Below are 25,248 nucleotides of genomic sequence, written 5' to 3'. Positions count from 1 at the left end.
ATGCGGTACTGACTATTAGGACGCGGTACGGATATGAGAGTGCAGGGGACGTTGCTAAGACAGAAATGAGAAGGGCGCCAATTCAGGCGCCCTCTCTGGCAATGCCGTTGTCGGTCTGCGCCGATTAAAACAGCTTGCTGCCCCAGCCGAGCTTGTTGCGCAGCACGTGGAAGTAGCTGTAGTCGAGGGGATGCACCAGATGAAGCTGGTGGTGGCTCTTCTTGATGAGGATCTCGTCCCCCGGGTGGACCGCCAGGGTCACCTGGCCGTCACAGCTGACCTGCATGGCATCGTCCTGATTGTCCGGCGAGACCAGCAGCCGCACTTCGCTGTCGGCATCGAGCACGATGGGGCGGCTGCTCAGGGTATGCGGGAACATGGGCACCAGCGTGATGGCGTTGAGCTTGGGGGTGAGGATGGCGCCACCCGCTGACAGGGAGTAGGCGGTGGAGCCGGTCGGGGTGGCCACTATGATGCCGTCCGAGCGCTGGCTATACATAAAGCTGCCATCGATATAGACCTCGAACTCGATCATGTGGGCGATCTTGCCCGGGTGCAGTACCGCCTCGTTGACCGCCAGATTGCTCGACTTGCGCTCGCCGTGGCGATAGACCGAGGCTTCCAGCAGGAAGCGGTGTTCGCTCTTGTAGTGGCCGGAGAGCACCTGCTCCAGTGGCAGCAGGTAATCCTGCGGCGAGAGATCGGTCAGAAAGCCGAGGTTGCCCCGGTTGACCCCGATCACCGCCACATCGAAGCGCGACAGCACTCGCGCCGCCCCCAGCATGTTGCCGTCACCGCCGACCACGATGGCGAGATCGGCCTGCTGGCCCAGTTGCACCAGATCCATCACGTTTTCATCGAGGATGCTCAGGGTCTGGGCGACCCGGCTCTCCACCAGAACCCGAAAGCCGCGGGCGGTCAGGTATTGATGCAGGCCGGTCAGCGTCTGGTTGGCCCCCTCATGGTGGGGTTTGCCAATCAGGGCGATGGTTTTGAACGGAGAATCCATAGTCAGTCAGATCTGGGATGGGTATTGCGGGCCAGTATACAGTGCTTTGCTCCGCTTGTGACGCTCTCCCGTGTGACGGGGCCGGCTATCCCCTTGAGGCTACTGGTTAAACGGTGAGCGGCAACCCGGATAAACCGACGGTTGCGGCTATTCAGCAACCCAGATTGCCCTTTACCCCTTGAAAGCCGGGGATGCATCCCCATAATAGCGCCAACATAGTCGGTCTGTTGTCGTCCGGTCGCTCAACCAGACGTCAGGGCCCTCATAAGTAACCCCGGAATTGGAGATGTCATGAACCACGAAGAGCAAAAGGTTGAAGCGATGGAGCAAGTGGAAGCCCAGCCAGTCGAGCCGACCGATGTAGACAGTGAAGTGACAGCCGAACAGGCCCGCATTGCCGAACTGGAAGCGCAGCTGGAAACCGCCATCCAAAAAGCGGCGGAAGAGCGTGAACGCGCCCTGCGTACCGCCGCCGAGATGGAGAACCTGCGTCGTCGTACCGAGCTGGATGTGGAGAAGGCGCACAAATTCGCTCTGGAGAAGTTCGCCAATGAACTGCTGCCGGTGCTGGACAACCTTGAGCGTGCCATCGAACTGGCCGACAAGGAGAACGAAGCCCTCAAGCCGATGATCGAAGGTGTCGAGCTGACCCTGAAATCCATGCAGAGCGGCGTGGCCAAGTTTGGTCTGGTGGCGCTCGACCCGATCAACCAGCCGTTTGACCCCAACGCCCATCAGGCGATGAGCATGGTACCGAGTGCCGATGTGGCCCCGAACACCGTCATTGCAGTGATGCAGAAGGGCTATGACCTCAACGGTCGGGTGATCCGTCCTGCCATGGTGATGATCGCCAAAGCGGTCGACTGATTGGCTGTGGGTGCCCGAGCCCGCCCCGTGGCGGGCTTTTTGTTTCGCAGTGCAGCACCTGTTCATCTTGCCCGGTTTTACGGCTCAACGTGACCGCGCAACCATGACAAAGGGTGTGGTTTTTTAGGGTTGGGGCTTGAAGCTGCGTCTGGCGACCCCATATAGGGTGCAAGGCCGCGGCGGCACAAAAAATTTGATGCCGGGAGCTTGAAAGCCAGATTGGCAGCCCCCACCTAGCCGTTAACGCATTAAGGCGAGTTCCTCGCCAGTTTATTCAAAGTATTTGGAGATTCGTCAAATGGGTAAAATCATCGGTATTGACCTGGGTACTACCAACTCCTGCGTCGCTATTCTGGATGGCGACACTGCTCGCGTGATCGAGAACGCAGAAGGCGATCGTACTACTCCGTCCATCATTGCCTATGCCGATGATGGCGAGATCCTGGTTGGTCAGCCGGCCAAGCGTCAGGCCATCACCAACCCGAAAAACACCCTGTTCGCCATCAAGCGTCTGATCGGTCGTCGCTTTGAAGATGAAGAAGTGCAGCGTGACCTGAAAATCATGCCGTACGCCATCGCCAAAGCTGACAACGGCGACGCCTGGGTTGAAGTGAAGGGCAAGAAAATGGCACCGCCGCAGATCTCTGCCGAAGTGCTGAAAAAGATGAAAAAGACCGCCGAAGACTATCTGGGTGAGCCGGTAACCGAAGCAGTCATCACTGTTCCGGCCTACTTCAACGACGCCCAGCGTCAGGCTACCAAGGATGCCGGTCGCATCGCCGGTCTGGATGTAAAACGCATCATCAACGAGCCGACTGCTGCTGCTTTCGCTTACGGCGTGAACAAGGTCAAGGGCGAGCGCAAGGTTGCCGTATATGACCTGGGTGGCGGTACTTTCGATATCTCCATCATCGAGATCGACGAAGTGGAAGGCGAAACCACCTTCGAAGTACTGGCGACCAACGGTAACACCCACCTGGGTGGTGAAGACTTCGACAACCGCGTCATCAACTATCTGGTAGACGAGTTCAAGCGTGAACAGGGCATCGACCTGCGCAACGACCAGCTGGCTCTGCAGCGTCTGAAAGATGCCGCCGAGAAAGCCAAGATCGAGCTCTCTTCTGCCCAGCAGACCGACGTCAACCTGCCGTACATCACTGCAGATGCCACTGGTCCGAAGCACATGAACATCAAGGTGACCCGCGCCAAGCTGGAATCCCTGGTAGAAGACATGGTGAAGGACTCTCTGGAGCCGGTTCGTGTCGCCCTGAAAGACTCCGGTCTGGCAGTTGGCGAGATCGACGACGTAATCCTGGTTGGTGGTCAGACCCGTATGCCGCTGGTTCAGAAGACCGTTGCCGAGTTCTTTGGCAAAGAGCCGCGTAAAGACGTCAACCCGGACGAAGCCGTGGCCATGGGTGCTGCCATCCAGGGCGCCGTACTGTCCGGTGACAAGACCGACGTACTGCTGCTGGACGTTACCCCGCTCTCCCTGGGTATCGAAACCATGGGTAGCGTGATGACTGCGCTGATCGAGAAGAACACCACCATTCCGACCAAGAAGTCCCAGGTGTTCTCCACTGCCGAAGACAACCAGTCTGCCGTGACCATTCACGTGCTGCAGGGTGAGCGCAAGCGCGCCAGCGACAACAAGTCTCTGGGCCAGTTCAACCTGGAAGGCATCCGTCCGGCACCGCGTGGTCTGCCGCAGATCGAAGTGACCTTCGACATCGATGCCAACGGTATCCTGCACGTCTCTGCGAAAGACAAAGAGACCAACAAAGAGCAGAAAATCACCATCCAGGCCTCCTCTGGTCTGTCTGATGACGAGATCGAGCGCATGGTACGCGAAGCCGAAGCCAACGCGGCCGAGGACAAGAAGTTTGAAGAGCTGGTACAGGCTCGCAACCAGGCTGATGGTCTGGTCCACTCCGTACGCAAGCAGATCACCGAAGCCGGTGAAGCCCTGCCTGCCGACGACAAGACCAAGATCGAAGCCGCTCTGAGCGAGCTGGAAGTTGCCATCAAGGGTGACGACAAGGCTGCTATCGAAGCCAAACAGCAGGCTCTGCTGGAAGCGTCCCAGAAGCTGATGGAAATTGCCCAGCAGCAGGCTCAGGCCCAGGGTGCAGCCGGTGCTGATGCCGGTCAGTCCTCCTCTTCTGCCAAGGCTGACGACGACGTAGTCGACGCCGAGTTCGAAGAAGTGAAAGACGACAAGAAGTAAGCCCTACCCAGATGGGCGAAGCCCGCTTCGCCCATCGGCTTGGTCAATGAATTCACGGGCGTTGGGTAACCAACGCCCGTCTGCGTAACCACAGGATGAGTATGTCGAAGCGCGATTTCTACGAAGTACTGGGTGTGGCGAAAGATGCCGACGATCGCGAGATCAAGAAGGCGTACAAGCGCCTGGCCATGAAGTATCACCCGGATCGTAATCAGGGTGATGCCGCATCCGAAGAGAAGTTCAAAGAGGTCAAGGAAGCCTACGAGGTCCTGACCGATGCCAACCTGCGTGCCCGTTACGACCAGTATGGCCATGCCGGTGTCGACCCGAGCCAGGGTGGCGGTGGCCACGGTGGCTTTGGCGGCGGTGCCGACTTCGCCGACATGTTTGGTGACGTATTCGGTGACATCTTCGGCGGTGGCCGTGGCGGTGGCCGTCGTGGCCCGGCCCGTGGCTCCGACCTGCGTTACACCATGGAGCTGACCCTGGAAGAGGCGGTACGCGGGGTCTCCAAGGAGATCAAGGTGCCTACCCTGGTTCACTGTGAAGTCTGTAACGGCTCCGGTGCCCATACCGGTAGCAGCGCCCAGACCTGCCCGACCTGCCACGGCTCCGGCCAGGTGCAGATGCGTCAGGGCTTCTTTGCGGTGCAGCAGGCGTGTCCGCACTGTCACGGTCGCGGCAAGATCATCAAGGATCCGTGCCGCAAGTGCCACGGTGAAGGTCGCTACCAGCGCACCAAGACCCTGTCGGTGAAAATTCCGGCGGGCGTCGATACCGGCGATCGCATCCGTCTCTCCGGCGAAGGGGAAGCGGGGGAAGCGGGAGCACCGGCAGGTGATCTCTACGTACAGGTGCACGTCAAAGAGCACGAGATCTTCGTGCGTGACGGCAACAACCTTTACTGCGAAGTGCCCATTAGCTTCACCGCAGCTGCACTGGGTGGCGAGATTGAAGTGCCGACCCTGGATGGCCGCGTCAAGCTCAAGGTCACTCCGGAGACCCAGACCGGCAAGATGTTCCGCATGCGCGGCAAGGGCGTGAAGTCAGTGCGCTCAGGTCAGGTAGGGGATCTGATGTGCAAGGTGGTGATCGAAACCCCGGTCAACCTCACCGAGCAGCAGAAAGAGCTGCTGCGCCAGCTGGACGAGTCGTTCAGCGGTGCCGCTGCCAAGACCCACAAGCCGAAATCGGAAGGCTTCTTCGAAGGGGTGAAACGCTTCTTCGACGATCTGACCAGCTGATTTCAGCGACCCGAATAAACAGAGCCGGCCTTGTGCCGGCTCTTTTTTTGCCCGTATATCGCCAGGATCCGCCTTATTGAGTGGATCCTGATGAGGGATCCTCCTCACAACTCCCGCCAATTCCTGCTGTACAAATGTTATCCCGCTCACACTGTTGCTGAAACGGTTTAGTTGCTGTATTGAGCTAGCTAAAGCGGTTTAGCTATGCTCCGTCTGTCGATAACAACAGCGCCCGTCCGGGCCACAGATGACAGGTGAGGAAGATGATGATGTTCAAGAGCAAGTTGGCGCTGGCGGTAGCGCTGGGATTGGGGATGAGCAGCCCGCTGTGGGCGGCGCAGGCGAGCGTTGCAGGTGAGAGTGTCGAGGCCCGTCTGGCGGCGCTGGAGGCGCGGGTACAGGCGGCTGAAGCGAGAGCCGAGGCAGCAGAGAGCCGTGCCAGTCAGGCGGAAGTGAAGGCGAGCGCGGCCAGGGAGCAGGCGCAGGTGGCCAACAACCGCAGCCAGAAGGTGGATGAGAAGACCGCTGGTGCCCAGGGCTTCGAGTTTCACGGTTATGCCCGCTCGGGCCTGTTGGTAAACAGCAATGGCAACGGCGGGCGCGGCGGCCCCTACATCACCCCGGCAGGATCCGTGGGCGGGGCTGTCGGTCGCCTTGGCAACGAGGATGACACCTACATGGAGGCCAACCTGCTGAAAACCCAGACCTTCGAGGATGGCAGCTGGGCTCGCTACAAGCTGATGCTGGCAGACGGGGTGGAGACCAGCAACGACTGGACCGCCAGCGATTCGAGCCTCAATACCCGTCAGGTGTTTGCCGAGATCGGCAATCTGGCGAGCTTCGACGGCCCTTTCAAGAATGCGGTGCTGTGGGCGGGCAAGCGCTTTGACCGCGACAACTTCGACATCCACTGGCTCGACTCCGACGTGGTGTTCCTGGCCGGTACCGGCGGCGGCGTTTACGACGTGCAGCTGGCCGACAGCTGGAAGGCCAACTTCTCTCTCTATGGCCGCGATTACGGCGACATCAGCGCCAGCGGTCTTTCCGATATCGAGAGCTACATCCTCACCATGAACAACCGCGTCGGCAACTGGCAGTGGATGGTGAACGGCCTCTCGGCCAAGGACAATGACGCCCGCATCAATGACAAGGGGGCGGGCAGCGAGGCAGCGGACAAGGGGGCACACACCCTGCTGGCCTACCACGGCGAGAGCTTCTTCGGCATCAACCCCGGTTTTGCCAAGGCAGCGGTGCTGTACGGTCATGGGTTGGGGGCCGAGGTCAAGGGGCTGGGCTCTGACAGCGAACTGCTGCCGGACGCCGATGCGGTGCGGGTCGCCGTGTTTGGCGCTACCGATCTTAATCCGCGCTGGCGTTTTGCCCCGGCCCTGCTGGCCGAGCAGAGTCAGGATCGCTACGTGAAAGGGGACGAGTACCGCTGGCTCACCTTCAATACCCGGGTGGCGCAGGTGCTGAGCCAGAACGTCGAGCTGGTCTACGAGGCGGCCTGGCAGTACATGGATCTCGATCCCAAGGGCTACAAGGGACGCCAGGCGGTGAACGGCAACTTCACCAAGCTCACCTTCGCCCCCACCTTCAAGGCGCAAACCGCCGGTTTCTTCGAACGTCCCGAGCTTAGGGTGTTCGCCAGCTGGATGGACTGGTCCTCCGAGCTCGACAAATACGCCAGCGACGATGCCATGGGCCAGAGCAACTTCACCGCCGGTGGCGAGTGGAACTTTGGTGTGCAGATGGAAACCTGGTTCTAGTTCGTTATCCCGATCACAAAAATGGCAACCGGTGCCGAGATCTGTTGGTTGGCTAAAACGGTTTAGCTGATAATGCCAGCCAACAGAACAGAGTTCGGGTTTGACCGTGGATCCGATGCAGCAGTGGAGTAGCAAGGTGACGAATCGTGTGTGGGTAATGGGGGATGCGGTGGTGGACTTGATCCCGGAAGGGGCGTTGCACTACCTCAAGTGTCCGGGGGGGGCGCCCGCCAATGTGGCGGTTGGTGTGGCACGGCTGGGTGGTGATGCAGCCTTTATCGGCCGGGTTGGTGCTGACCCGTTCGGCCGCTTTATGGCCGACACCCTGAGCGGAGAGGGGGTGGATGTGGCCGCGCTGCGGCTCGATCCTGACCATCGCACCTCGACCGTGCTGGTAGAACTGGATGACGAGGGGGAGCGCAGCTTCACCTTTATGGTGCGCCCCAGTGCCGACCAGTTCCTCACCCCAAATGAGTTGCCCCGCTTCGACGCCGGTCAGTGGTTGCTCACCTGCTCCATCGCGCTCGCCAACGAGCCGGTACGCACCAGCTGCCTGCAGGCCATGGCGGACATCAAGGCGGCAGGCGGGCGGGTCTGCTTCGACCCCAACCTGCGCCCCGAGGTGTGGGGCAACTCCGCCGAGATGCTGCCGCTGGTGCGTCAGGCAATTACACAGGCGGATGTGGTCAAGCTCTCCATCGAGGAGCTGCAACTGCTGAGCGGCGAGGACGATCTGGTCGCCGGGCTTGCAACTCTCTCTGGCCCGGCGCTGGTGCTGGTGACCAGAGGGGCGGCCGGTGTGGTGGCTCACCTTGATGGCGAGTTGCTGGAGTGGGTGGGGCAGAAAGTGACGCCCATCGACACCACGGGGGCGGGGGATGCCTTCGTCGCCGGGCTGCTGGCGGCGCTGGCCGGGCGCTCGTCGCTGCCGACTCTGGCCGAGTTGCCCGCCATTCTGGCTCAGGCCCACGGCTGCGGGGCGCTCGCCACCACCGCCAAGGGGGCGATGACGGCGCTGCCGACCCGCTCCGAACTGGATGCCTTTTTGCGATCAGACACAAGCGGCTGTTGATCTGCGGCTAGAAGCCCGGCTCGACAGCCCCTACTCTCATGTGACAAGGGCCCGCCAGCGTGGCGGGTCATAAGAGGAAGAATATGAATATCAGTGCGATAGCCAAGGATCTGGTGCCCCTGCTCGGGGGCAAGGAGAACATCGTCAGCGCTGCCCACTGCGCCACCCGGCTGCGGCTGGTGCTGGCCGATGACAGCAAGGTAAACAAGGCCGCCATCGACAAGCTGGAGGGGGTCAAGGGGTGCTTTAGCAACGCGGGCCAAATTCAGGTGATCTTTGGCACCGGTCTGGTCAACAAGGTCTATGCGGAGTTTGTGACGCTGACCGGTACCGGCACCGCCAGCAAGGCGGAGCTGACCGACATGGCGGCGGCCAAGCTCAACGTGGCCCAGCGGTTGGCGCGAACCCTCTCCAACATCTTCGTGCCGATCATTCCGGCCATCGTCGCCTCGGGCCTGCTGATGGGGCTGCTCGGCATGGTGCGCACCTACGGCTGGGCCAATGCCGACAGCGCCCTGTTTGTGATGCTCGACATGTTCAGCTCGGCGGCCTTTATCATATTGCCGATCCTCATCGGTTTTACGGCAGCACGTGAGTTTGGCGGCAATCCGTACCTCGGGGCGACCCTTGGCGGCATCCTCACCCACCCGGCGCTGACCAACGCCTGGGGCGTGGCCGGTGGCTTCAAGACCATGGATTTCTTCGGACTGGATGTGGCGATGATCGGCTATCAGGGTACCGTCTTCCCGGTGCTCTTGGCAGTCTGGTTTATGTCCCATCTGGAGAAACAGCTGCGCAAGCGCATTCCGGATGCACTGGATCTGATCCTCACGCCGTTCCTCACCGTCATCATCACCGGTTTCGTGGCGCTGCTCTTTATCGGCCCGGCGGGTCGGGTATTGGGGGATGGCATCTCGTTTGGTCTGAGCGCCCTCTATGAGCAGGCGGGCTGGCTGGCGGGGCTGGTGTTTGGCGGCACTTACTCGCTTATCGTCATCACCGGCATCCACCACAGCTTCCACGCCATCGAGGCGGGATTGCTGGCCAATCCGCAAATTGGCGTCAACTTCCTGCTGCCCATCTGGGCCATGGCCAACGTGGCGCAGGGCGGGGCTTGCCTCGCGGTCTACTTCAAGACTCGCGACGTGAAGATCAAGGCCATTACCGTGCCGGCTGCCATGTCCTGCCTGCTGGGTATCACGGAAGCGGCGATCTTCGGGGTGAACCTGCGCTATATCAAACCCTTCCTCGCCGGTCTGTTTGGCGGGGCCTGCGGCGGCGCCTACGTGGTGGCGGCCAAGGTGGGGATGACGGCGGTGGGGCTGACCGGTATTCCCGGCATGGCCATCGTCCAGCCCATGAGCCTTATTCATTACATCATCGGGCTGGTGATCGCCTTTGGCGCCGCTTTCGCCGCTTCCTACCTGCTCAAGTACAAGGTGGAGTGATGAAGGAAAGCGATCTTCTCAACCAGATTGTCCGGTCGCTGCTGGCCGGACAGCTCAAGGCGGCGGCCGATCCCCATCGGCCCCGCTGGCATCTGGCAGCCCCGGTGGGGCTGCTCAACGATCCCAACGGCTTTATCGAGCACAACGGGCGCTACCACCTCTTCTACCAGTGGAACCCGCTTGGCTGCGAGCACCGCAACAAGGGCTGGGGCCATGTCACCTCCACCGATTTGTTGCATTGGCAGCACGAGCCGGTGGCGCTGTTGCCCACCGAAGCCTATGAGAGCCACGGCTGCTATTCGGGCTCTGCGGTGAGCGACGAGCAGGGGCGTCTGACCCTTATCTACACCGGCAATGTCAAATACCAGGATGGCGGCCGCACCGCCTATCAGTGTCTGGCCCGGGCCGACGGTGAGGGTGGTTTTGCCAAGCTGGGGCCTGTGCTGGATCTGCCCGAAGGCTACAGCGGCCACGTGCGCGACCCCAAGGTGTGGCACGACGGCCAGCAGTGGCTGATGGTGCTGGGGGTTCGCACCCTGGATGACCAGGGAGAAGTGCTGCTCTATCGCGGCGACAAGCTGGATGCTTGGACGCTGGTGGGCCCTATCGCCGGCAGCGGGCACGGCGGCCTCGGGGAGTTTGGCTATATGTGGGAGTGCCCGGATCTCTTCCCGCTGGGGGAGCGCCATGTGCTGATCAGCTGCCCGCAAGGGATTGCCCCGGCAGGCGAGGATTATCGCAACCTCTACCAGTGCGGCTGGCTGGCGGGGGATTTCGACGGCGAGCACTTCGCGCACGGGGCTTTCCACGAGCTGGATCGGGGCTTCGAGTTCTATGCGCCGCAAACCACCCGAGACAGTCAGGGGCGCCGCCTCTTGTTCGGTTGGCTGGGGCTGCCGGAGGAGAACGAGATGAGCCAACCTACGGTCGCTCACGGCTGGATCCACCAGATGAGCTGCCCGCGGGAGCTGTTCTGGCAGGATGAGTGGCTCTGCCAGCGGCCTGTGGCGGAGCTTGCGGCATTGAAGGGAGAGTTGACCCGCTTCGCGGGGACGCTCGGCGAATTTCCGGGGCTGGCCATCGACTCGGCCTGGCTCGATCTGGATCTGTGTGGTGAGGGGAGCCTCTGGTTCGGTGCCGTGGCCGAGCTGTGCTGGCAGCCGGGGCGCATCACCTTGCGGCGCCAGAACTGGCAGAGCGGAGTATGGGAGACCCGCAGCAGCCCATGGGCTGGCGGGCGGATCACCGTCCTGTGTGATCGCTCCAGTCTGGAGTGTTTCATCGATGAGGGGCGTCACAGCCTGTCGGCGCGCTACTTCCCCGGGGAAAAGCCGCAACTTTCATCAGGTAACGGCGATGATGGCTGCAAAATTTGCCTCAATCACTGGCCGCTGTCGGCGTGCCTAGTACAATAGCCCGGTTCTAGTCAGCCGGGAGGCCAGGTGGAGAAGAAGAAACGGATCACGATTGCCCAGATCGCCGAACTGGCGGGGGTGTCCAAGGCGACCGCCAGTCTGGTGCTCAACGGGAAGAGTGCGGAGTACCGGATTGCCGACGATACCCGCAAGCGCATTCAGGCGGTGGCGGAGGAGTGTCACTACCTGCCGAGCTTTCACGCCCGCTCCCTGCGCGAGACCCGCAGCTACACCTGGGGGCTGGTGATCCCCGATCTCACCAACTTCGGTTTTGCCCGCATTGCCCGTGCCCTCGAGGCCCACTGCCGGGAGGCGGGTATCCAGCTGCTGATCGCCTGCTCCGAGGATGATCCCGCCCTCGAGCAGCGGGTGGTGGACAACCTCATCAGCCGTCAGGTGGATGGGCTGATTGTCGCCTCCAGCGGCCACAGCGATGACATCTATGCCCGCATTCACGACCGCCTGCCGGTGGTGCAGCTCGACCGCCATATTGGCGAGTCGCGCCTGCCCATGGTGATCTCCGATGCCTGCAAGGCCACCGCCGAGTTGGTGCGGGACATGACCAGCGAGTGCGGCGAGGAGATCTACTACTTCGGCGGTTTGCTGGATCTCTCCCCCAGCCGTCACCGGCTGGCGGGCTATGAGCTGGGGCTTCATCGCGCCGGTTTTGAAGCCGATGCAGCAAGGGTGCGTCATCGCGACTACCAGCCGAGCTCCGGTTATCAGCTGATGGCCGAGCTGGTGGCCGAGCTGGGGGCGCCCCCCAGGGGGCTCTTTACCGCCTCCTTTACCCTGCTGGAAGGGGTACTGCGCTACCTTAACGAGGCGGGGTTGATGGAGACAGGGATGCGCCTGTGCACCTTCGATGATCACGACCTGCTCGACTGCATTCCCATGCGCATCGACTCGGTGGCGCAGGATTGTCCGGCGCTGGCTCTCGCCGCTTTCGAGCTGATGCAGCAACTGATTGCGGGCAATCCCCCGGCGCAGACTGCCCGGGTGATCACCCCCAGGGTGCGCTGGCGCAGTCGCCGCTAGCCACTCTTCGCCCATCTCATATGAGAAAGCCCCGCCATTGCTGGCGGGGCTTTTTGCTGCGGGCGGATGGCTCGTTCCTCTGACCAACGGCTCAATCGGTGGTACTGGTGCGCCAGAACACCTGCTTGATATGGGGGTGGATGCCGAGTTTCACCATCAGGGCATCCAGCTCGTCGCCATCGATGGAGGTAGCCAGCAGCACCGCAGAGATCTCCAGATCCCCCTCGCCAAACGGCTCGATGTCGAGCTCGCTCAGGGGGTAGTTGGCCTGCTCCAGCATCTCCTCCAGCCAATGCAGCACCTCTTTCTGGTGCTCGCGCGGAGTGAGCGCCGTCACCTTGTAGGTCACCTCGGTGTCGAGATTGTCCACCGGACGCCGGTTGATCTGATTGACCAGCGGTCTCAGCAGGGTGTTGGCGGCCAGCACGAACAGGGCGCCGAGAATCGCCTCGATGGCGAGCCCGGCACCACAGGCGGCACCGACGGCGGCTACCCCCCACAGGGTGGCGGCGGTGTTGATGCCGCGGATATTGCCCGACTCGCGCATGATGACACCGGCGCCGAGAAAGCCGATGCCGGAGACGATATAGGCCACCACGTGCACCACACTGTAGCTGCCACCGTGCAGGTCATAGATGCGCTGGGCCAGACTGACGAACAGGGCGGCTCCCACGGCGACCAGCACGTTGGTGCGAAGGCCTGCGGTACGTTGGCGGTACTGGCGCTCCAGCCCGACCAGACTGCCAAGCACAAAGGCGAGCAGCAGGCTGGCCAGGGTGTCGAGCAGGGAGATCATGTCAATTTGTTGCCACATCTTCATGGCGTACTCCTTCTGATAAGCGCTGGCTTGGCGCAATCCATGATGAAACGCCGGGAGGCTGATGGATCAGGGGATGATTGCGCGGATGGCCAGCAGACAAACAAAACGCGGCGTCCCGGGGCGCGAGCATCATCAGATGCCCTGACGCTCGGAGAGGACGCAACAAGCGGGGCCAGCGTGGCTGGCCCCTTTCACTGTTGTTAACGCAGGTGTGCGGTCAGTTGAGTTCGGGATCGCAGTCGATGCGCGGGCGCAGTTGCCAGCGAACCGGATGTGCCACCCCGACCTGATGAACAAACTGCACCAGATAGCGGCGCTGGGGCGGGGTGCACTGCAGGTTGAGCACCAGCTCTCGCCCGCCGCCGTGACCCGGCTTCATCGATTGCATCGGTTGCAGCCCCGCCGGTTGCAAGGTGTGGTTCACCATATCCAGCACCTGCTCCATATCGGCGCGATCCTCGCAGCGGATCTGCAGCCGGTAGTGATGCTGACGCGGTTTGCCGCCCAGCCAGCGTGGCAGCATGCCACGGCCGAGCCGGTTCAACAGGGGGTGAGTCCGGGTTGCAACAGAACCTGTTGTGACCGCGCGATCCGCAGCCGGTTTGATTGAGATAAAACGCATAGCAGCCTCCTTGTGGGAAGCAGAAACTATGCAGGCATGGCGACCGTGGCGGTTGGCCACTGGTTGCCAGACGTCAAGTGTAAAAAGGGAGAAGAGGGGAGTGGATTTCCGCTTCTCGCAGGGTTGCGAGCATGCGGCAGAGAAAGACCTGCGGCTAGCTCGCGACCTTGGTACCGACGATGAGGGTCGGTCTACAACTGTCACTTGATGAGTTGCCCACTGATGGTCTCCGCTATTGATAAGAGGCTCGAATGATAGCCGAGGCGGCGGGCAGGGTAAACCCCGCGCCGCTTGCAGCAACATCTTGAAACATAATCGAAAGCCCGTTTTGCCGCGCAGGGCCGCCAAAAGCAGACCCGGCGAGGGCCGGGTCTACGGGGTCATTCGGTCTTGTCGATGCCAAGGTATTTGAGCATCAGTTTCTCGTAGATGGGCTCGGTATCCCCCACCTGCATCTTGTGCAGAAAGTACTTCTCGAAGGCGATCTTGGCCAGATGGACCCACTTTCCTTTCTTGAACCAGGCGACGTTGCGCGGCGGGATCTGCGGCATGGCGACGAAGGCGGCACCTGTGTCCCCCATGTCTGCCAGACAGATGGCATTCCATACTGCCTTGGTCACTGGCGGCTGGCCGCTGAGCTCCGCCTTGATGTTGTGACTCAGGGTGCGCACCATCGCTTCAATCATATAGCCGGTCTTGGGCACCCCGGTTGGTACCGGCGTCTTGTGCGGCGGTGCAATGGCGATGCAGACCCCGGCGGCGTAAATCTGCGGGAAGGCAGGGTTGCGCTGGTGCTCGTCGACGATGACAAAGCCGCGGGGATTGACCAGCCCCTCGATGCCCCGCAGCGGCGCAATGCCGACAAAGGCGGGCAGCATCATGGCGTGTTTGTAGGGCAGGGTGTGGGTGCGTTTGATATTGCCCTCATCGTCCAGCTCCTCTACCGTTATCTGGCCATCTTGCGCCGCCACGGTGCGGGCATTGCAGATCCACTGCACGTCGCGCATCCGCAGTTCGCTCTCCAGCATCCCCTTGGAGTCACCTACGCCGTTGAGACCCAGATGGCCGATGTAGGGCTCGCTGGTGACAAAGGTCATGGGCACATTTTTTCTCACCTTCTTGTCGCGCAGGTGGCGATCGAGGATGAACGCATACTCGTAGGCGGGGCCGAAGCAGGAGGCGCCCGGCATGGCGCCGACAATCACAGGGCCGGGATCATCGACCAGTGCGCTGACGCTGTGACGGCACTCTTCGGCGTGGGAGAGGGTACAGACGCTGGTGGTGCCACCGGATTCGGGGCCAGCCCCCGCTACCTCGTCAAAGGCGAGGGCCGGGCCGGTGCAGATCGCCAGAAAGTCGTAACGCAGGGTCTGGCCATCGGAGAGGGTGAGCTGCTGCACCGCCGGTTGCAGCTCGGTCAGGGCGGCATGGATAAAGCGGATCCCCTTTTTCTTCACATGGGGATCGAGGTCTCCTTGCGCTCCCGCCACTGGACGGCAATCCAGGGGTTGGAGGGGGTGAATTCAAAGTCCGGCTTGTCATTGATGAGGATCACCTCATGCTGCTTGCCCAGTTCGGCCTTGAGTTCGTAGGCGGCAGACATGCCTCCGAGACCCGCGCCGATGACGATTACCGTTGCCATGTTCAGCCTCCTGCGTTTATTACACGCTCATGTGAGCAGGGTCATCCGACCCAGTTATTTAAATCCTATCCGTTTGAGGATCATCGCTGCCGGGCAGAAACCGGTGAAGGCGCTCTGGATCAGGTTGACCCCGACAAACACGCTCAACCAGACAAAACCCGGATGAACCCAGGTGGTAAGGATCAGCGAGAGCAGCAACATGCAACCCGCGACGATTCTGACTCCGTTATCTACTGTCATGTTCTTTCTCCTTATCTACTTTAGATATTGCTAATTTAGTGTTGTTTTATACAATAGAACAAATATCAGCAATTGCTAATTTACTCTTATGAGCCAATTCGACGAGATGAACAGACATGCGACAGCCGCCGCCTCCCTGCTCAAGGCGTTGGCTCATCCCGAACGCCTGATGGTGCTCTGCCAGCTGGTGGAGGGGGAGAAGGGGGTCGGGGAGCTGCTGGCCCATAGCCAACTCGGGCAGTCGGCCTTCTCCCAGCAACTTTCGGTATTGAAGCGCTACGGCCTGATCCGTTCGCGCAAGGTCTCCCAGCAGATCTATTACTCGCTGGTGAGCGAGGCGGCCGCCGATGTGCTGGGGGCGCTGCAAACCCATTTTTGTCACTCAGAAAATAAGGAATCTTGATGATGGAAAGCCAATGGCTGCTCTCTTTGGGCGGTGGCATGCTGGCGGGGCTGTCGGCCCTGATCCTGATGTTGTTCAACGGCCGGGTGGCCGGGATCAGCGGTATTCTGGCCGGTGCGCTGCAACACCGTGCGCCGTGGCGGGTGCTGTTTCTGCTGGGGCTTGTGGCGGGTGCCTGGTTGGCGCTGACCCTGGGCTGGGCCACCATGCCTGCATTCACCACGCTGCCCGGTTGGCCCGTTGTGCTACTGGCCGGTCTGCTGGTCGGGGTCGGTACCCGTCTTGGCAATGGCTGCACCAGCGGCCACGGCATCTGTGGCATGGGGCGGCTCTCCCTGCGCTCCATCGTCGCCACCCTCACCTTTATGGCGGCAGGCTTTATCACCGTCTTCGTCACTCATCATCTGCTGTAAGGGGCTGATCGCCATGAAGTTGCTGACAAGTTTGTTTGCGGGTGTGTTGTTCGGACTGGGGATGGCCATCTCCGGCATGGTGGATCCCGCTCGGGTCACCGGTTTTCTCGATCTGGCTGGCGCCTGGGATCCCAGCCTCGCCTTCGTGATGGGAGGCGCCCTGCTGGTCTTTATGCCGGGTTACTTCTTGCTGGTGAAACCCCGTCGCCAGAGTGTGCTGGGGGAGCCCATCGCCGCCGTACCAGCTCCTCGGCTCGAGCGCAGGCTGATCGGCGGGGCTGCGCTGTTTGGCATCGGCTGGGGATTGGTGGGTATCTGCCCGGGGCCTGCTCTGAGTCTCATTTCCAGCGGGCAGCCCATGATAATGTTGTTTATAGCGGCCATGGTGGCCGGGATCTTGCTGTTTGACAAAGGACTGGCCAGGGTGCTGGCCAAGGCGCCAGCTCGGGGGAAGGATAAGGTGCGCCAGTCCCATACCGCCTGATCCCGTGAAGTGACAGATTACGCCAGGGAAGGAGAGTGATGATGGAAAAGATCCGGTTGCTGGGGATCACCTTGTTGGTGATGACATCGCAGGCCATGACATCCCCCCGGGCCTTTGCCGCGGACGGGGAGCCAGAGCCCTTGTTGACAGTGGCGCCACAGCCGGTGACCGACTGGCTGACGCTGGATGGCACCGTCAGTGCCATCAATCAGGGGACGGTGGCGGCCCAGACCAGCGGCCGGGTCTCCCGCATGCTGGTGGATGTGAACGATCAGGTGCAAGCGGGGCAACCGCTGCTGGAGATCAGCGGCAAAGAGCAGTTTGCCGCCGTCACGGGTGCCGAGGCACGGCTGGCCCGGGCGCAGGCCCAGCAGGTGGAGGCAGAGCGCCAGCTTGCCCGCTTTCAGGCGCTGATCGCCAAGGGGGTGATCACCCGCGCCCAGCTCGATAATGCCCAGGCGACGGATCGCGCCGCCCGCGCCGAGGTGAATGCTGCCGATGCGGCTCTCACTCAGGCCCGCGAGGCCTACGGTTATACCCGCATTCTGGCTCCCTACGCCGGAGTGGTGACCAAACGGCTGGTGGAGTTGGGGGAGACTGTCGCCCCCGGTACCCCGCTGCTCTCCGGCTTCTCTCTCGACACCTTGCGGGTGGAGGTGGAGTTGCCCCAATCCGCCCTGACGCTGGCTCGTGAGCCTGCGGATGTGCAGGTGCTGCTGCCCGATGGCAAGTCTGTTACCCCGGTCAAATTGACCCGCTTCAACTATGCCGACAGCCAGAGCCACGCCTTCAGGTTGCGCCTCGACTTGCCGCCGCAAACCGTCGGGGTATTGCCCGGAATGTGGCTCAAGGTGCAGCTCAAACAGGGTGAACGTCAGGTGTTGCAAGTGCCGGATCGCGCCCTGCTGCGGCAAGGGGAGTTCAACGGCGTCTATCTGCAGCAACCCGCTGGCTGGGCCCTGACGCCGGTGCGGGTCGGCCATTGCTTTGAAGGGCAGTGCGAGATCCTGGCCGGGCTGCAAGCCGGTGACAAGCTGGCTCCCGATGGCTGGGCGCAGCAGCAGGAGGTGGCCCATGAGTAGCGAGCTGAACGGCAACAAGGAGAGGCTGGGGCCCGCGGGTCGGCTGGCTGCGCTGTTTCAGGGCTCGGCTATCACCCCGCTGCTGGCGCTGGTGGGGCTGCTGCTCGGCCTGTTTGCAGTGCTGGTGACCCCCAAGGAGGAGGAGCCGCAGATTGATGTCACCTTCGCTGATGTCTACATTCCCTTCCCGGGAGCCACTCCGGCTGAAGTGGCCTCTCTCGTCACTACCCCTGCCGAGCAGGTGGTCTCCCAGATAAAGGGCATTGATACCCTCTACTCTTTTTCCCAACCCGATGGCGCCTTGCTGGTGGTGGTGTTCAAGGTGGGGGTGAGCCGCGAGCAGGCCATCGTCGATCTCAACAACCAGCTCGACTCCAACCGCGACTGGTTGCCACAGGGGATCGGAGTCGGTCAGCCGCTGGTGAAACCCCGGGGGATCGATGATGTCCCCATCGTCAGTTTGACCTTATGGAGCAAAGATTGGAGCAAAGAGGGGAGCAAGCAACTTGGGGCTCCCGAGCTGACCCGGGTCGCCCATGAGCTGGAGACCGAACTCAAGCGCATTCCCGGTACCCGTGATATTTACACGCTGGGCAGCCAGAGTGCCGTGTTGCGGGTGATGCCGGATCCGGCGGCCCTCAGCGCCCATGGCATCAGCTGGGGTGAGCTGAGCCAGCGACTTGCGGCCGCCAATCAGGTGGGCCCGACACAGGCCATCGAGCAAGATAACCGGGAGATCAAGGTGCAGCTGGGGCAGTTCCTGCAAAGTGAGCAGGAGGCTAGAGAGCTGGTGGTGGGGCTGCACGACGGCAAGCCGGTCTATCTGGGGGAGGTGGCCAAGGTCTCTCTGGGTCAGGAGACTCCGACCAAGCGCAGCTGGATGGGGATGGGGCAGGCCAGTTATCCGGCGGTGACCCTGGCCATCGGCAAGCAGCCGGGCCAGAACGCGGTCGATGTGGCCAAGCGGGTGGAGGCGCGGGTCGAGAGTCTCAAGAATCGGCTTATTCCTGCCGGGGTCGAGGTGACGGTGACCCGGGACTACGGCGTTACCGCCGAGACCAAATCCAACACCCTGATCGGCAAGCTGATTTTTGCCACCACGGCGGTGGTGCTGCTGGTACTGGTGAGCATGGGTTGGCGCGAGGCGCTGGTGGTGGGTGTGGCCATCGTCATCACCCTGGCACTGACCCTGTTTGCCAGCTGGGCCTGGGGCTTTACCCTCAACCGGGTGTCGCTGTTTGCGCTGATCTTCTCCATCGGCATTCTGGTGGATGACGCTATCGTGGTGGTGGAGAACATCCACCGCCATCGCGGTTTGGGCAATGGGGCGCTCAAGGATCTGATTCCGGGGGCGGTGGATGAGGTGGGGGGGCCGACCATACTGGCGACCCTGACCGTCATTGCGGCCCTGCTGCCGATGGCCTTTGTCAGTGGTCTGATGGGCCCTTACATGAGCCCCATCCCCATCAATGCCAGCATGGGGATGCTTATCTCCCTGCTGGTGGCCTTCATCTTCTCCCCCTGGCTGGCGAGCCATTTGCTCAAGGGTGAGGTGCACGGTGCCCACGGCGAGGCCAAGGCTGGCCTCTTTCACCGGCTGATGACTCCTTTCCTGATCGGTGATGGCGCCAAGCGCGCTAGACGCAAACTCTGGCTGGTGGTGTTGCTGCTGGTCGGGGCCGCCACCGCCATGCCGGTGGTGCAGTGGGTGGTGCTCAAGATGCTCCCTTTTGACAACAAGTCGGAGTTCCAGCTGGTGCTCGATATGCCGGAGGGGGCGACCCTGGAGCAGACCGAGCGCACCCTGCTGGCGGTCGGGCGAGAGCTTGCCAAAGTGCCTGAGGTGAAGGATTACCAGATCTATGCCGGTACCGCCGCCCCCATCAATTTCAACGGCCTGGTGCGCCACTACTTTATCCGCAGCGGCGCCAACGTGGGGGATATTCAGGTCAATCTGGTAGACAAGCATGAGCGGGATCGCAGCAGTCACCAGATTGCCCAGTCGGTTCGGGAGCCGCTGCAGGCCATTGCCAGTGCGGCAGGGGGCAACCTGAAAGTCGTTGAGGTGCCCCCCGGCCCGCCGGTCTGGTCCCCCATCGTTGCCGAGATCTATGGCCCGACTCAGGCCGCCCGCGAAGCGGCCGCTCGCGCTGTACAGGCCCGTTTTGTGGCCACGGCGGATCTGGTGGATGTGGATATCTATCTGACCGACCCGCAGCCCAAGTGGCGGCTGGTGGTGGATCGCAGCAAGGCGGCCCTGCTCGGGGTCGATCTCGGGGATCTGGTGAACACCCTCAATGGCGGGGTGGGTTATCAGGATGCCAGCTGGCTGCAGGGGCACGGCGCCAAGTATCCGGTGCCGATCCGCATCGAACTGGCTCCCGGTGACAAACGGGATCTGGCGGGTGTGCTGGCCCTCAAGGTGCGCAGCCAGAGCGGCCAGCTGGTGCGGGTCTCCGAGCTGGTGAGTCGCCGTGATGAGCTGGCCCCCAGCTATATCATGCACAAGAACATGCAGCCCATGGTGATGGTGGTGGCCGACATGGGTGGCCATACCGACAGCCCGCTCTACGGCATGTTTGCCGCCGGTGCCGACATCGATCTGCCCCAGTATTACGTGCAGCAGCCCGACAAGCTGGGGGAGGTGGCGCTGTTGTGGGACGGGGAGTGGAAGATCACCTACGAGACCTTCCGCGATATGGGCATCGCCTACGGGGTGGGGATGATCCTCATCTATCTGCTGGTGGTGGCCCAGTTCCGATCCTATCTGGTGCCACTCATCATCATGGCTCCTATTCCGCTCACCATCATAGGGGTGATGCCAGGCCACGCCCTGCTGGGAGCCCAGTTTACCGCCACCTCGATGATCGGGATGATCGCCCTGGCCGGGATCATCGTACGCAATAGCATCCTGCTGGTGGACTTTATCGAGCAGCAGCGCAGCGCCGGAGTGGCGTTCGAGCAGGCGGTGATCGAAGCGGCGCAGGTGCGGGCCAAACCCATCATGCTGACGGCGCTGGCGGCGATGATCGGGGCTCTGTTTATCCTCGATGATCCCATCTTCAACGGACTGGCCATCAGCCTGATTTTCGGGATCCTGGTCTCCACTTTGCTCACCCTGGTGGTGATACCCTTGCTCTATTATGCCCTGCTCTCCCGACGCACATGACGGGAGTCACTAGCGAAAGGATGCGCGATGAAGAGAGGTTGGTTGTGGTGGGGAAGTGGCGCTGTGGTAGCGGCTGCTGCTCTGGCATGGTGGTGGCAACCGCAGCCGACGCCGATCAGGCTGGCTGAGGTCGGGCGGGGGGATGTGCTGGTCACCGTGGTCAACACCCGGGCTGGCACCATCAAGTCGTGTCAGCGGGCCGGACTCAGTCTGCCCGGTGGCGGCGTGGTGGAGCAGATCGCCGTCAAGGCCGGGGAGCGGGTAGCCCGGGGAGATCTGCTGCTGACCCTCTGGAGTGACGATATTCACGCCGATCTCGCCCGGGCCCGCGCCCAGCAGGCCCTTGGCAAGACCCAGCGCGAGGAGCGTTGCAGCGAGGCGGCCTACTACGAGCGGGAGGCCAACCGGCTGGCCACCTTGCTGGCCAAAAATCTCACCTCCCGCACCCTCGCCGAGCAGGCCCAGAATCTGGCCGATACCCGCCGCTATGTCTGTCAGGCATCCCGTCAGCAGGAACGGGTCGACGAGGCGCAGGTCGCCCAGGTGGAGGCTCGCTTGAGCGAGCGTCGCCTGTTGGCGCCGTTTGCCGGAGTGGTGGCGGAGGTCAACAGCAAGTTGGGCGAATACATGACCCCCTCACCGCCCGGAGTGGCCATGCCTCCGGTGATCGATCTTATCGATGATAACTGTCTGTATGTTTCAGCCCCCATCGATGAGGTGGATGCCGCCCGCCTCAAGGTGGGCCAGTCTGCCCGGGTACTGCTCGATGCCATGCCCGGGCGCGATTTTGCCGCCACCGTCACCCGCATCGCCCCCTATGTGAAGGAGCTGGAGAAGCAGGCCCGCACCGTGGAGGTGGAGGCGGCGCTCACGGCCCTGCCCACCGATGTGCCCCTGCTTATTGGCTACAGCGCCGATCTTGAGGTCGAGGTGACCCGCGCCACCGATGTGCTGCGGGTAGCGGCCAGCAGCCGGGCCGACGATGGCAGCGTGCTGCGGCTGGAAGGGGATAAGTTGGTGCGGGTGGTACCCCGCTGGGGTGTGGAGAACTGGAACTGGATTGAAGTGGCCGAGGGGCTCGCCGCCGGTGATCGGCTGGCAGCCCAGCCCGGACAGATTGTCGGAGAGGGCCCTTTCAGCGCCGCCACGGAGCAGACGGATGAGTGATCTCATTCGCCTTGATGCCGTCAGCCGTCGTTTCACTCTGGGGGGGAGCGAGGTGGCCGCCCTCGATCGCGTATCCCTGCGGGTTGCCGAGGGGGAGTATCTGGCGGTGATGGGCCCCTCGGGCTCCGGCAAATCGACCCTGCTCAATGTGTTGGGGCTGCTGGATCGGCCAGACGAGGGGCGCTACTGGCTGGGAGGGGAGGACACCGCCACCCTGTCAGAACCCGCATTGGCCCAGCTGCGCGGCCATCGCATCGGTTTCGTGTTCCAGTCGTTTCACCTCATCTCCCGCCTCACCGCCCGTGAAAACGTCGAGTTGCCGCTGATGTTGTGCGGGATCACGCCCGCCGAGCGCCATCGCCGAAGCCAGCAGTTGCTGGGGGAGCTGGGGCTGGAGAACCGGGCCGGACACCGCCCTGCCGAACTCTCCGGCGGTCAGCGTCAGCGGGTGGCCATCGCCCGGGCCATGGCGATGGCGCCGCGGCTGATCCTGGCCGACGAGCCCACCGGCAATCTCGACTCCCGCTCCGGGGAGGAGGTGATTGCCCTGCTGGAGGGGCTCAACCGGGAGCAGGGGATCACGCTGGTGGTGGTGACCCACGATCCGCGCCTCGGTGAGCGGGCGGGCAGGCGGATCCTGATGAACGATGGCCGCATCAACATTGATAGCGGCGGTGGCTGAATGCGGCGCCCCGATGTGATCCGCTTTGCCGCCGTGGCCTTGTTGCGTCAGCGTTCACGGGCGCTGGTCTTGATCCTGGCGGTGAGTCTGAGCGTCACCTCGGTGCTGCTGCTCACCGCGCTGGGGGAGGGGGCGAGGCGCTATGTGGCCGACCAGTTCAGTTCCCTTGGCAAGGATCTGCTGGTGATGTTCCCGGGCCGCAAGGAGACCACAGGCGGGCTGCCGCCGGTCACCGGCAACAGTCTGCGGCAGATCACCCTCGATGATATGCACTACCTTGGCCAGCACCAGCCAAACGTGCGGCTGGTGCCGCTGGTGATGGGCTTTGCCGAGGCCAAACAGGGGGCGCGGTTGCGTCAGACCATGCTGCTTGGCAGCAGCAACGGGCTGCGCGATACCCACGGGCTGGAGCTGCTCTCCGGCCGCTGGCTGCCGGGGGATGCCGCAGAAGATCGACCGGCCGTCCTGCTCGGGGCCAAGGTGGCCCGTGAGCTGTTCGGTCAGGCCGATCCGGTCGGACAGTGGCTGCGTTTTGACAATCGTCGCTTTCGGGTGGTGGGGGTCTTCACCAGCCAGAGCAGCAATCTGGGGATGGATATGGCCGAGGCCGCGCTGATCCCGGTCGGTAGCGCCATGCGGCTGTTCAACACCGAGGGGCTGTTTCGGCTGCTGATCCAGCCGCTGGCGGGGCAAGCGGTGCCCCCGCTGGTCAAGCGACTGGAGCAGCTGATGCAAGCGCGTCACGGGGGGCTCGATGTGACCGTGGTGCGCCGCGACGCCATGCTGGCCACCTTCTCCACCATTCTCTCGACCCTCACCCTGGCGGTTGCTGGCATCGGTGCCATCAGCCTGCTGGTCTCCGGCATCATGATGATGAATCTGGCGCTGATCAGCACCCGCCAGCGCACCGGCGAGATCGGCCTGCTCAAGGCGCTGGGGGCCGATAGTCGCCAGATCCGCCAGCTGTTTTTGTGGGAGGCGCTGCTGCTAAGCGGCAGTGGCGCGCTGTTTGGCACGGTCTTGGGCTATGCCCTGGTTGGCCTCGCCGGAGTGATTTGGCCCGGATTTCCGGCGGCGGTCCCTCTGCTCGCTACTTTCTGCACCATACCGGCGGCCCTGCTGACCGGGCTGTTTTTTAGCTGGCTGCCCGCCTCCCGGGCGGCACGGCAAGATCCGGTCAGCAGCCTGCGCAGCGGGCAGTGGAGCGGTGGCTGATGCGCGCCGCTGATCTGCTGTTCTGGCTCTGGCGCGCCTTGCTGGCGGGGCGCAGTCGCAGCCTGCTGTCGGCGCTCGGCATTGCCATCGGGATCGCTTCGGTGACCCTGCTCACCGGCATCGGCGAGGGGCTCAGGCTCTATCTGCTCGACAGCTTCTCCCAATTTGGCACCCGGCTGATCGCCGTGACCCCGGGTAAGACCGAAACCGCCGGCGGCCCGCCCGGCATCCTCTCCAGCAGTCGCCCCCTGCTGCTGGAAGACGCCGATGCCCTCGCCAGATTGGCAGGGGTAGAGGCGGCGCTCCCTGTGGTGCAGGGGCAGGGGGAGGTGCGCAGCCGCGGATTGACCCGCAGCACCGCCATTCTGGGCACCGGCCCTGCGGCGCTCTCCGGCTGGCGACTCACCCTGGTGCAGGGACGTTTTCTGCCCGCGGACGACAGTGCCATGCCCCGCGCCTATGCGGTGCTGGGGGCCAAGGTGGCGGCTGAGCTGTTTCCCGGTGGCGATGCGCCAGGGAGTCTATTGCGCGCCGGTGATCGCCGTTTTCGGGTGGCTGGGGTGCTGGCGCCCAAGGGGCAATTTCTCGGCTTTGATCTGGATGACATGATCTATCTGCCCGCCGCCCACGCCCAGGCGCTGTTCAATAAGGAGGGGTTGCAGGAGATCGACGTCATCTATCGCGCCGGGCAGACGGAGGCCGAGATCACCGCCCAGATCAGGCGAGTGCTGATCGCCCGCCACGGCGCTGAAGATTTTACCCTCACCTCCCAGCAGGACATGCTGACCAGCCTCGACAAGATACTCTCCATCATCAAGCTGGCGGTTGGCGGGCTCGGCATTATCTCGCTGCTGATCGGGGCGGTCGGCATCTTCAGCATCATGAGCATCGCCCAGCAGGAGCGGATCCCCGAAGTGGGCTTGCTGATGGCGTTGGGCTGCCCACGGCGGCGCATTCTATTGTTGTTCCTGCTCGAAGCCGTGGTGCTGGCGCTGCTGGGCGGAGCCATGGGGCTGGCCCTGCTCGGGGTGCTCAAGCTGCTGTTCGCGTTGCTGGCGGCCGGGTTGCCGCTCACCCTCCATCCTCTCTATCTCTTGCTGGCGCTCGGTTGCAGCGCCCTGGTTGGCCTATTGGCCGGGGTCGCCCCCGCTTTGCGGGCGGTGCGTCTCGACCCAGTGGTTGCCCTGCGGGGTGACTAGGCCGACCCTTTCGCAAGAGGT

General features: G+C 62.7%; 23 protein-coding genes. 17 read left to right on the top strand and 6 right to left on the bottom strand.

The window, feature by feature from the left end; all coding sequences use genetic code 11:
* Positions 1-124: 124 nt before the first annotated feature.
* Entirely contained in the window at positions 125-1,009 is an 885-nt protein-coding gene (nadK, locus tag ACW5XC_RS05175) for an NAD(+) kinase (protein ID WP_005338038.1), read from the bottom strand.
* A 291-nt stretch (positions 1,010-1,300) separates the two neighbouring features.
* Here nadK and grpE point away from each other — a divergent pair, with 291 nt between their 5' ends.
* The 8 genes from grpE (at position 1,301) to ACW5XC_RS05135 (ending at position 12,089) form a co-directional block, all read left to right on the top strand.
* Complete coding sequence (gene grpE, locus ACW5XC_RS05170) at positions 1,301-1,876, top strand: nucleotide exchange factor GrpE (protein ID WP_005338036.1); 576 nt, start codon at positions 1,301-1,303, stop codon at positions 1,874-1,876.
* Between the two features lie 298 nt (positions 1,877-2,174).
* On the top strand, positions 2,175-4,103 hold the full coding sequence (dnaK, locus tag ACW5XC_RS05165) for a molecular chaperone DnaK (protein ID WP_042053028.1): 1,929 nt from the start codon (positions 2,175-2,177) through the stop codon (positions 4,101-4,103).
* 101 nt (positions 4,104-4,204) lie between these two features.
* Positions 4,205-5,347, top strand: a complete 1,143-nt coding sequence (gene dnaJ / locus ACW5XC_RS05160) for a molecular chaperone DnaJ (protein WP_042053030.1) — start codon at positions 4,205-4,207, stop codon at positions 5,345-5,347.
* A gap of 263 nt (positions 5,348-5,610) precedes the next feature.
* On the top strand, positions 5,611-7,116 hold the full coding sequence (locus ACW5XC_RS05155) for a carbohydrate porin (RefSeq protein ID WP_143182591.1): 1,506 nt from the start codon (positions 5,611-5,613) through the stop codon (positions 7,114-7,116).
* A 115-nt stretch (positions 7,117-7,231) separates the two neighbouring features.
* A complete protein-coding gene (locus ACW5XC_RS05150) occupies positions 7,232-8,188 on the top strand; it encodes an aminoimidazole riboside kinase (protein WP_074042679.1) in 957 nt (318 codons plus the stop codon).
* Positions 8,189-8,271: 83 nt separating this feature from the next.
* A complete protein-coding gene (locus ACW5XC_RS05145) occupies positions 8,272-9,636 on the top strand; it encodes a sucrose-specific PTS transporter subunit IIBC (RefSeq protein WP_040065997.1) in 1,365 nt (454 codons plus the stop codon).
* Entirely contained in the window at positions 9,636-11,051 is a 1,416-nt protein-coding gene (locus ACW5XC_RS05140; RefSeq protein WP_042054022.1) for a glycoside hydrolase family 32 protein, read from the top strand. The genes ACW5XC_RS05145 and ACW5XC_RS05140 overlap by 1 nt, the downstream gene beginning before the upstream one ends.
* Positions 11,052-11,078: 27 nt before the next feature.
* Complete coding sequence (locus ACW5XC_RS05135; RefSeq protein WP_074042676.1) at positions 11,079-12,089, top strand: LacI family DNA-binding transcriptional regulator; 1,011 nt, start codon at positions 11,079-11,081, stop codon at positions 12,087-12,089.
* Positions 12,090-12,180: 91 nt separating this feature from the next.
* Here the strand turns inward: ACW5XC_RS05135 and ACW5XC_RS05130 are convergent, their stop codons facing one another.
* The 5 genes from ACW5XC_RS05130 to ACW5XC_RS05110 form a co-directional block, all read right to left on the bottom strand.
* Positions 12,181-12,909: an MgtC/SapB family protein gene (locus ACW5XC_RS05130; protein ID WP_042054020.1), complete on the bottom strand. Its 729-nt coding sequence runs from the start codon at positions 12,907-12,909 to the stop codon at positions 12,181-12,183.
* A 217-nt stretch (positions 12,910-13,126) separates the two neighbouring features.
* Complete coding sequence (locus tag ACW5XC_RS05125; RefSeq protein WP_042054018.1) at positions 13,127-13,531, bottom strand: hypothetical protein; 405 nt, start codon at positions 13,529-13,531, stop codon at positions 13,127-13,129.
* Positions 13,532-13,911: 380 nt separating this feature from the next.
* Positions 13,912-15,021, bottom strand: coding sequence for an NAD(P)/FAD-dependent oxidoreductase (locus ACW5XC_RS05120; protein ID WP_236727570.1), 1,110 nt, complete (start codon positions 15,019-15,021; stop codon positions 13,912-13,914).
* Positions 14,985-15,173 carry an FAD-dependent oxidoreductase gene (locus ACW5XC_RS05115; RefSeq protein WP_236727569.1) on the bottom strand — a complete coding sequence of 63 codons (189 nt, stop codon included), beginning with the start codon at positions 15,171-15,173 and terminating at the stop codon, positions 14,985-14,987. Before ACW5XC_RS05115 ends, ACW5XC_RS05120 begins: the two co-directional genes overlap by 37 nt.
* 54 nt (positions 15,174-15,227) lie before the next feature.
* The gene (locus ACW5XC_RS05110; protein WP_042054017.1) at positions 15,228-15,413 is read right to left on the bottom strand and encodes a YgaP family membrane protein; all 186 of its coding nucleotides are present in this window, start codon (positions 15,411-15,413) and stop codon (positions 15,228-15,230) included.
* A gap of 88 nt (positions 15,414-15,501) precedes the next feature.
* Here ACW5XC_RS05110 and ACW5XC_RS05105 point away from each other — a divergent pair, with 88 nt between their 5' ends.
* The 9 genes from ACW5XC_RS05105 to ACW5XC_RS05065 are packed head-to-tail and all read left to right on the top strand — an operon-like array spanning position 15,502 to position 25,227.
* The gene (locus ACW5XC_RS05105) at positions 15,502-15,816 is read left to right on the top strand and encodes an ArsR/SmtB family transcription factor (RefSeq protein WP_005338008.1); all 315 of its coding nucleotides are present in this window, start codon (positions 15,502-15,504) and stop codon (positions 15,814-15,816) included.
* Positions 15,816-16,229, top strand: coding sequence for a YeeE/YedE family protein (locus ACW5XC_RS05100; RefSeq protein WP_042054016.1), 414 nt, complete (start codon positions 15,816-15,818; stop codon positions 16,227-16,229). Before ACW5XC_RS05105 ends, ACW5XC_RS05100 begins: the two co-directional genes overlap by 1 nt.
* A gap of 13 nt (positions 16,230-16,242) precedes the next feature.
* A complete protein-coding gene (locus ACW5XC_RS05095) occupies positions 16,243-16,713 on the top strand; it encodes a YeeE/YedE family protein (RefSeq protein ID WP_042054014.1) in 471 nt (156 codons plus the stop codon).
* Between the two features lie 41 nt (positions 16,714-16,754).
* Positions 16,755-17,795, top strand: coding sequence for an efflux RND transporter periplasmic adaptor subunit (locus ACW5XC_RS05090; RefSeq protein WP_042054013.1), 1,041 nt, complete (start codon positions 16,755-16,757; stop codon positions 17,793-17,795).
* Positions 17,788-20,964, top strand: coding sequence for an efflux RND transporter permease subunit (locus ACW5XC_RS05085; protein WP_042054011.1), 3,177 nt, complete (start codon positions 17,788-17,790; stop codon positions 20,962-20,964). The genes ACW5XC_RS05090 and ACW5XC_RS05085 overlap by 8 nt, the downstream gene beginning before the upstream one ends.
* Positions 20,965-20,991: 27 nt before the next feature.
* Positions 20,992-22,131 carry an efflux RND transporter periplasmic adaptor subunit gene (locus tag ACW5XC_RS05080; RefSeq protein WP_042054010.1) on the top strand — a complete coding sequence of 380 codons (1,140 nt, stop codon included), beginning with the start codon at positions 20,992-20,994 and terminating at the stop codon, positions 22,129-22,131.
* Positions 22,124-22,813, top strand: coding sequence for an ABC transporter ATP-binding protein (locus ACW5XC_RS05075; RefSeq protein ID WP_042054009.1), 690 nt, complete (start codon positions 22,124-22,126; stop codon positions 22,811-22,813). Before ACW5XC_RS05080 ends, ACW5XC_RS05075 begins: the two co-directional genes overlap by 8 nt.
* The gene (locus ACW5XC_RS05070) at positions 22,814-24,028 is read left to right on the top strand and encodes an ABC transporter permease (protein WP_042054008.1); all 1,215 of its coding nucleotides are present in this window, start codon (positions 22,814-22,816) and stop codon (positions 24,026-24,028) included.
* Positions 24,028-25,227, top strand: a complete 1,200-nt coding sequence (locus tag ACW5XC_RS05065) for an ABC transporter permease (RefSeq protein WP_042054006.1) — start codon at positions 24,028-24,030, stop codon at positions 25,225-25,227. Before ACW5XC_RS05070 ends, ACW5XC_RS05065 begins: the two co-directional genes overlap by 1 nt.
* Positions 25,228-25,248: the final 21 nt, after the last annotated feature.

It is taken from the genome of Aeromonas sp. 25-AL00135 (genome assembly GCF_054052385.1).
The sequence above is the reverse complement of the archived record's forward strand: the minus strand, read 5'-3'. Positions and strand labels throughout refer to the sequence as shown.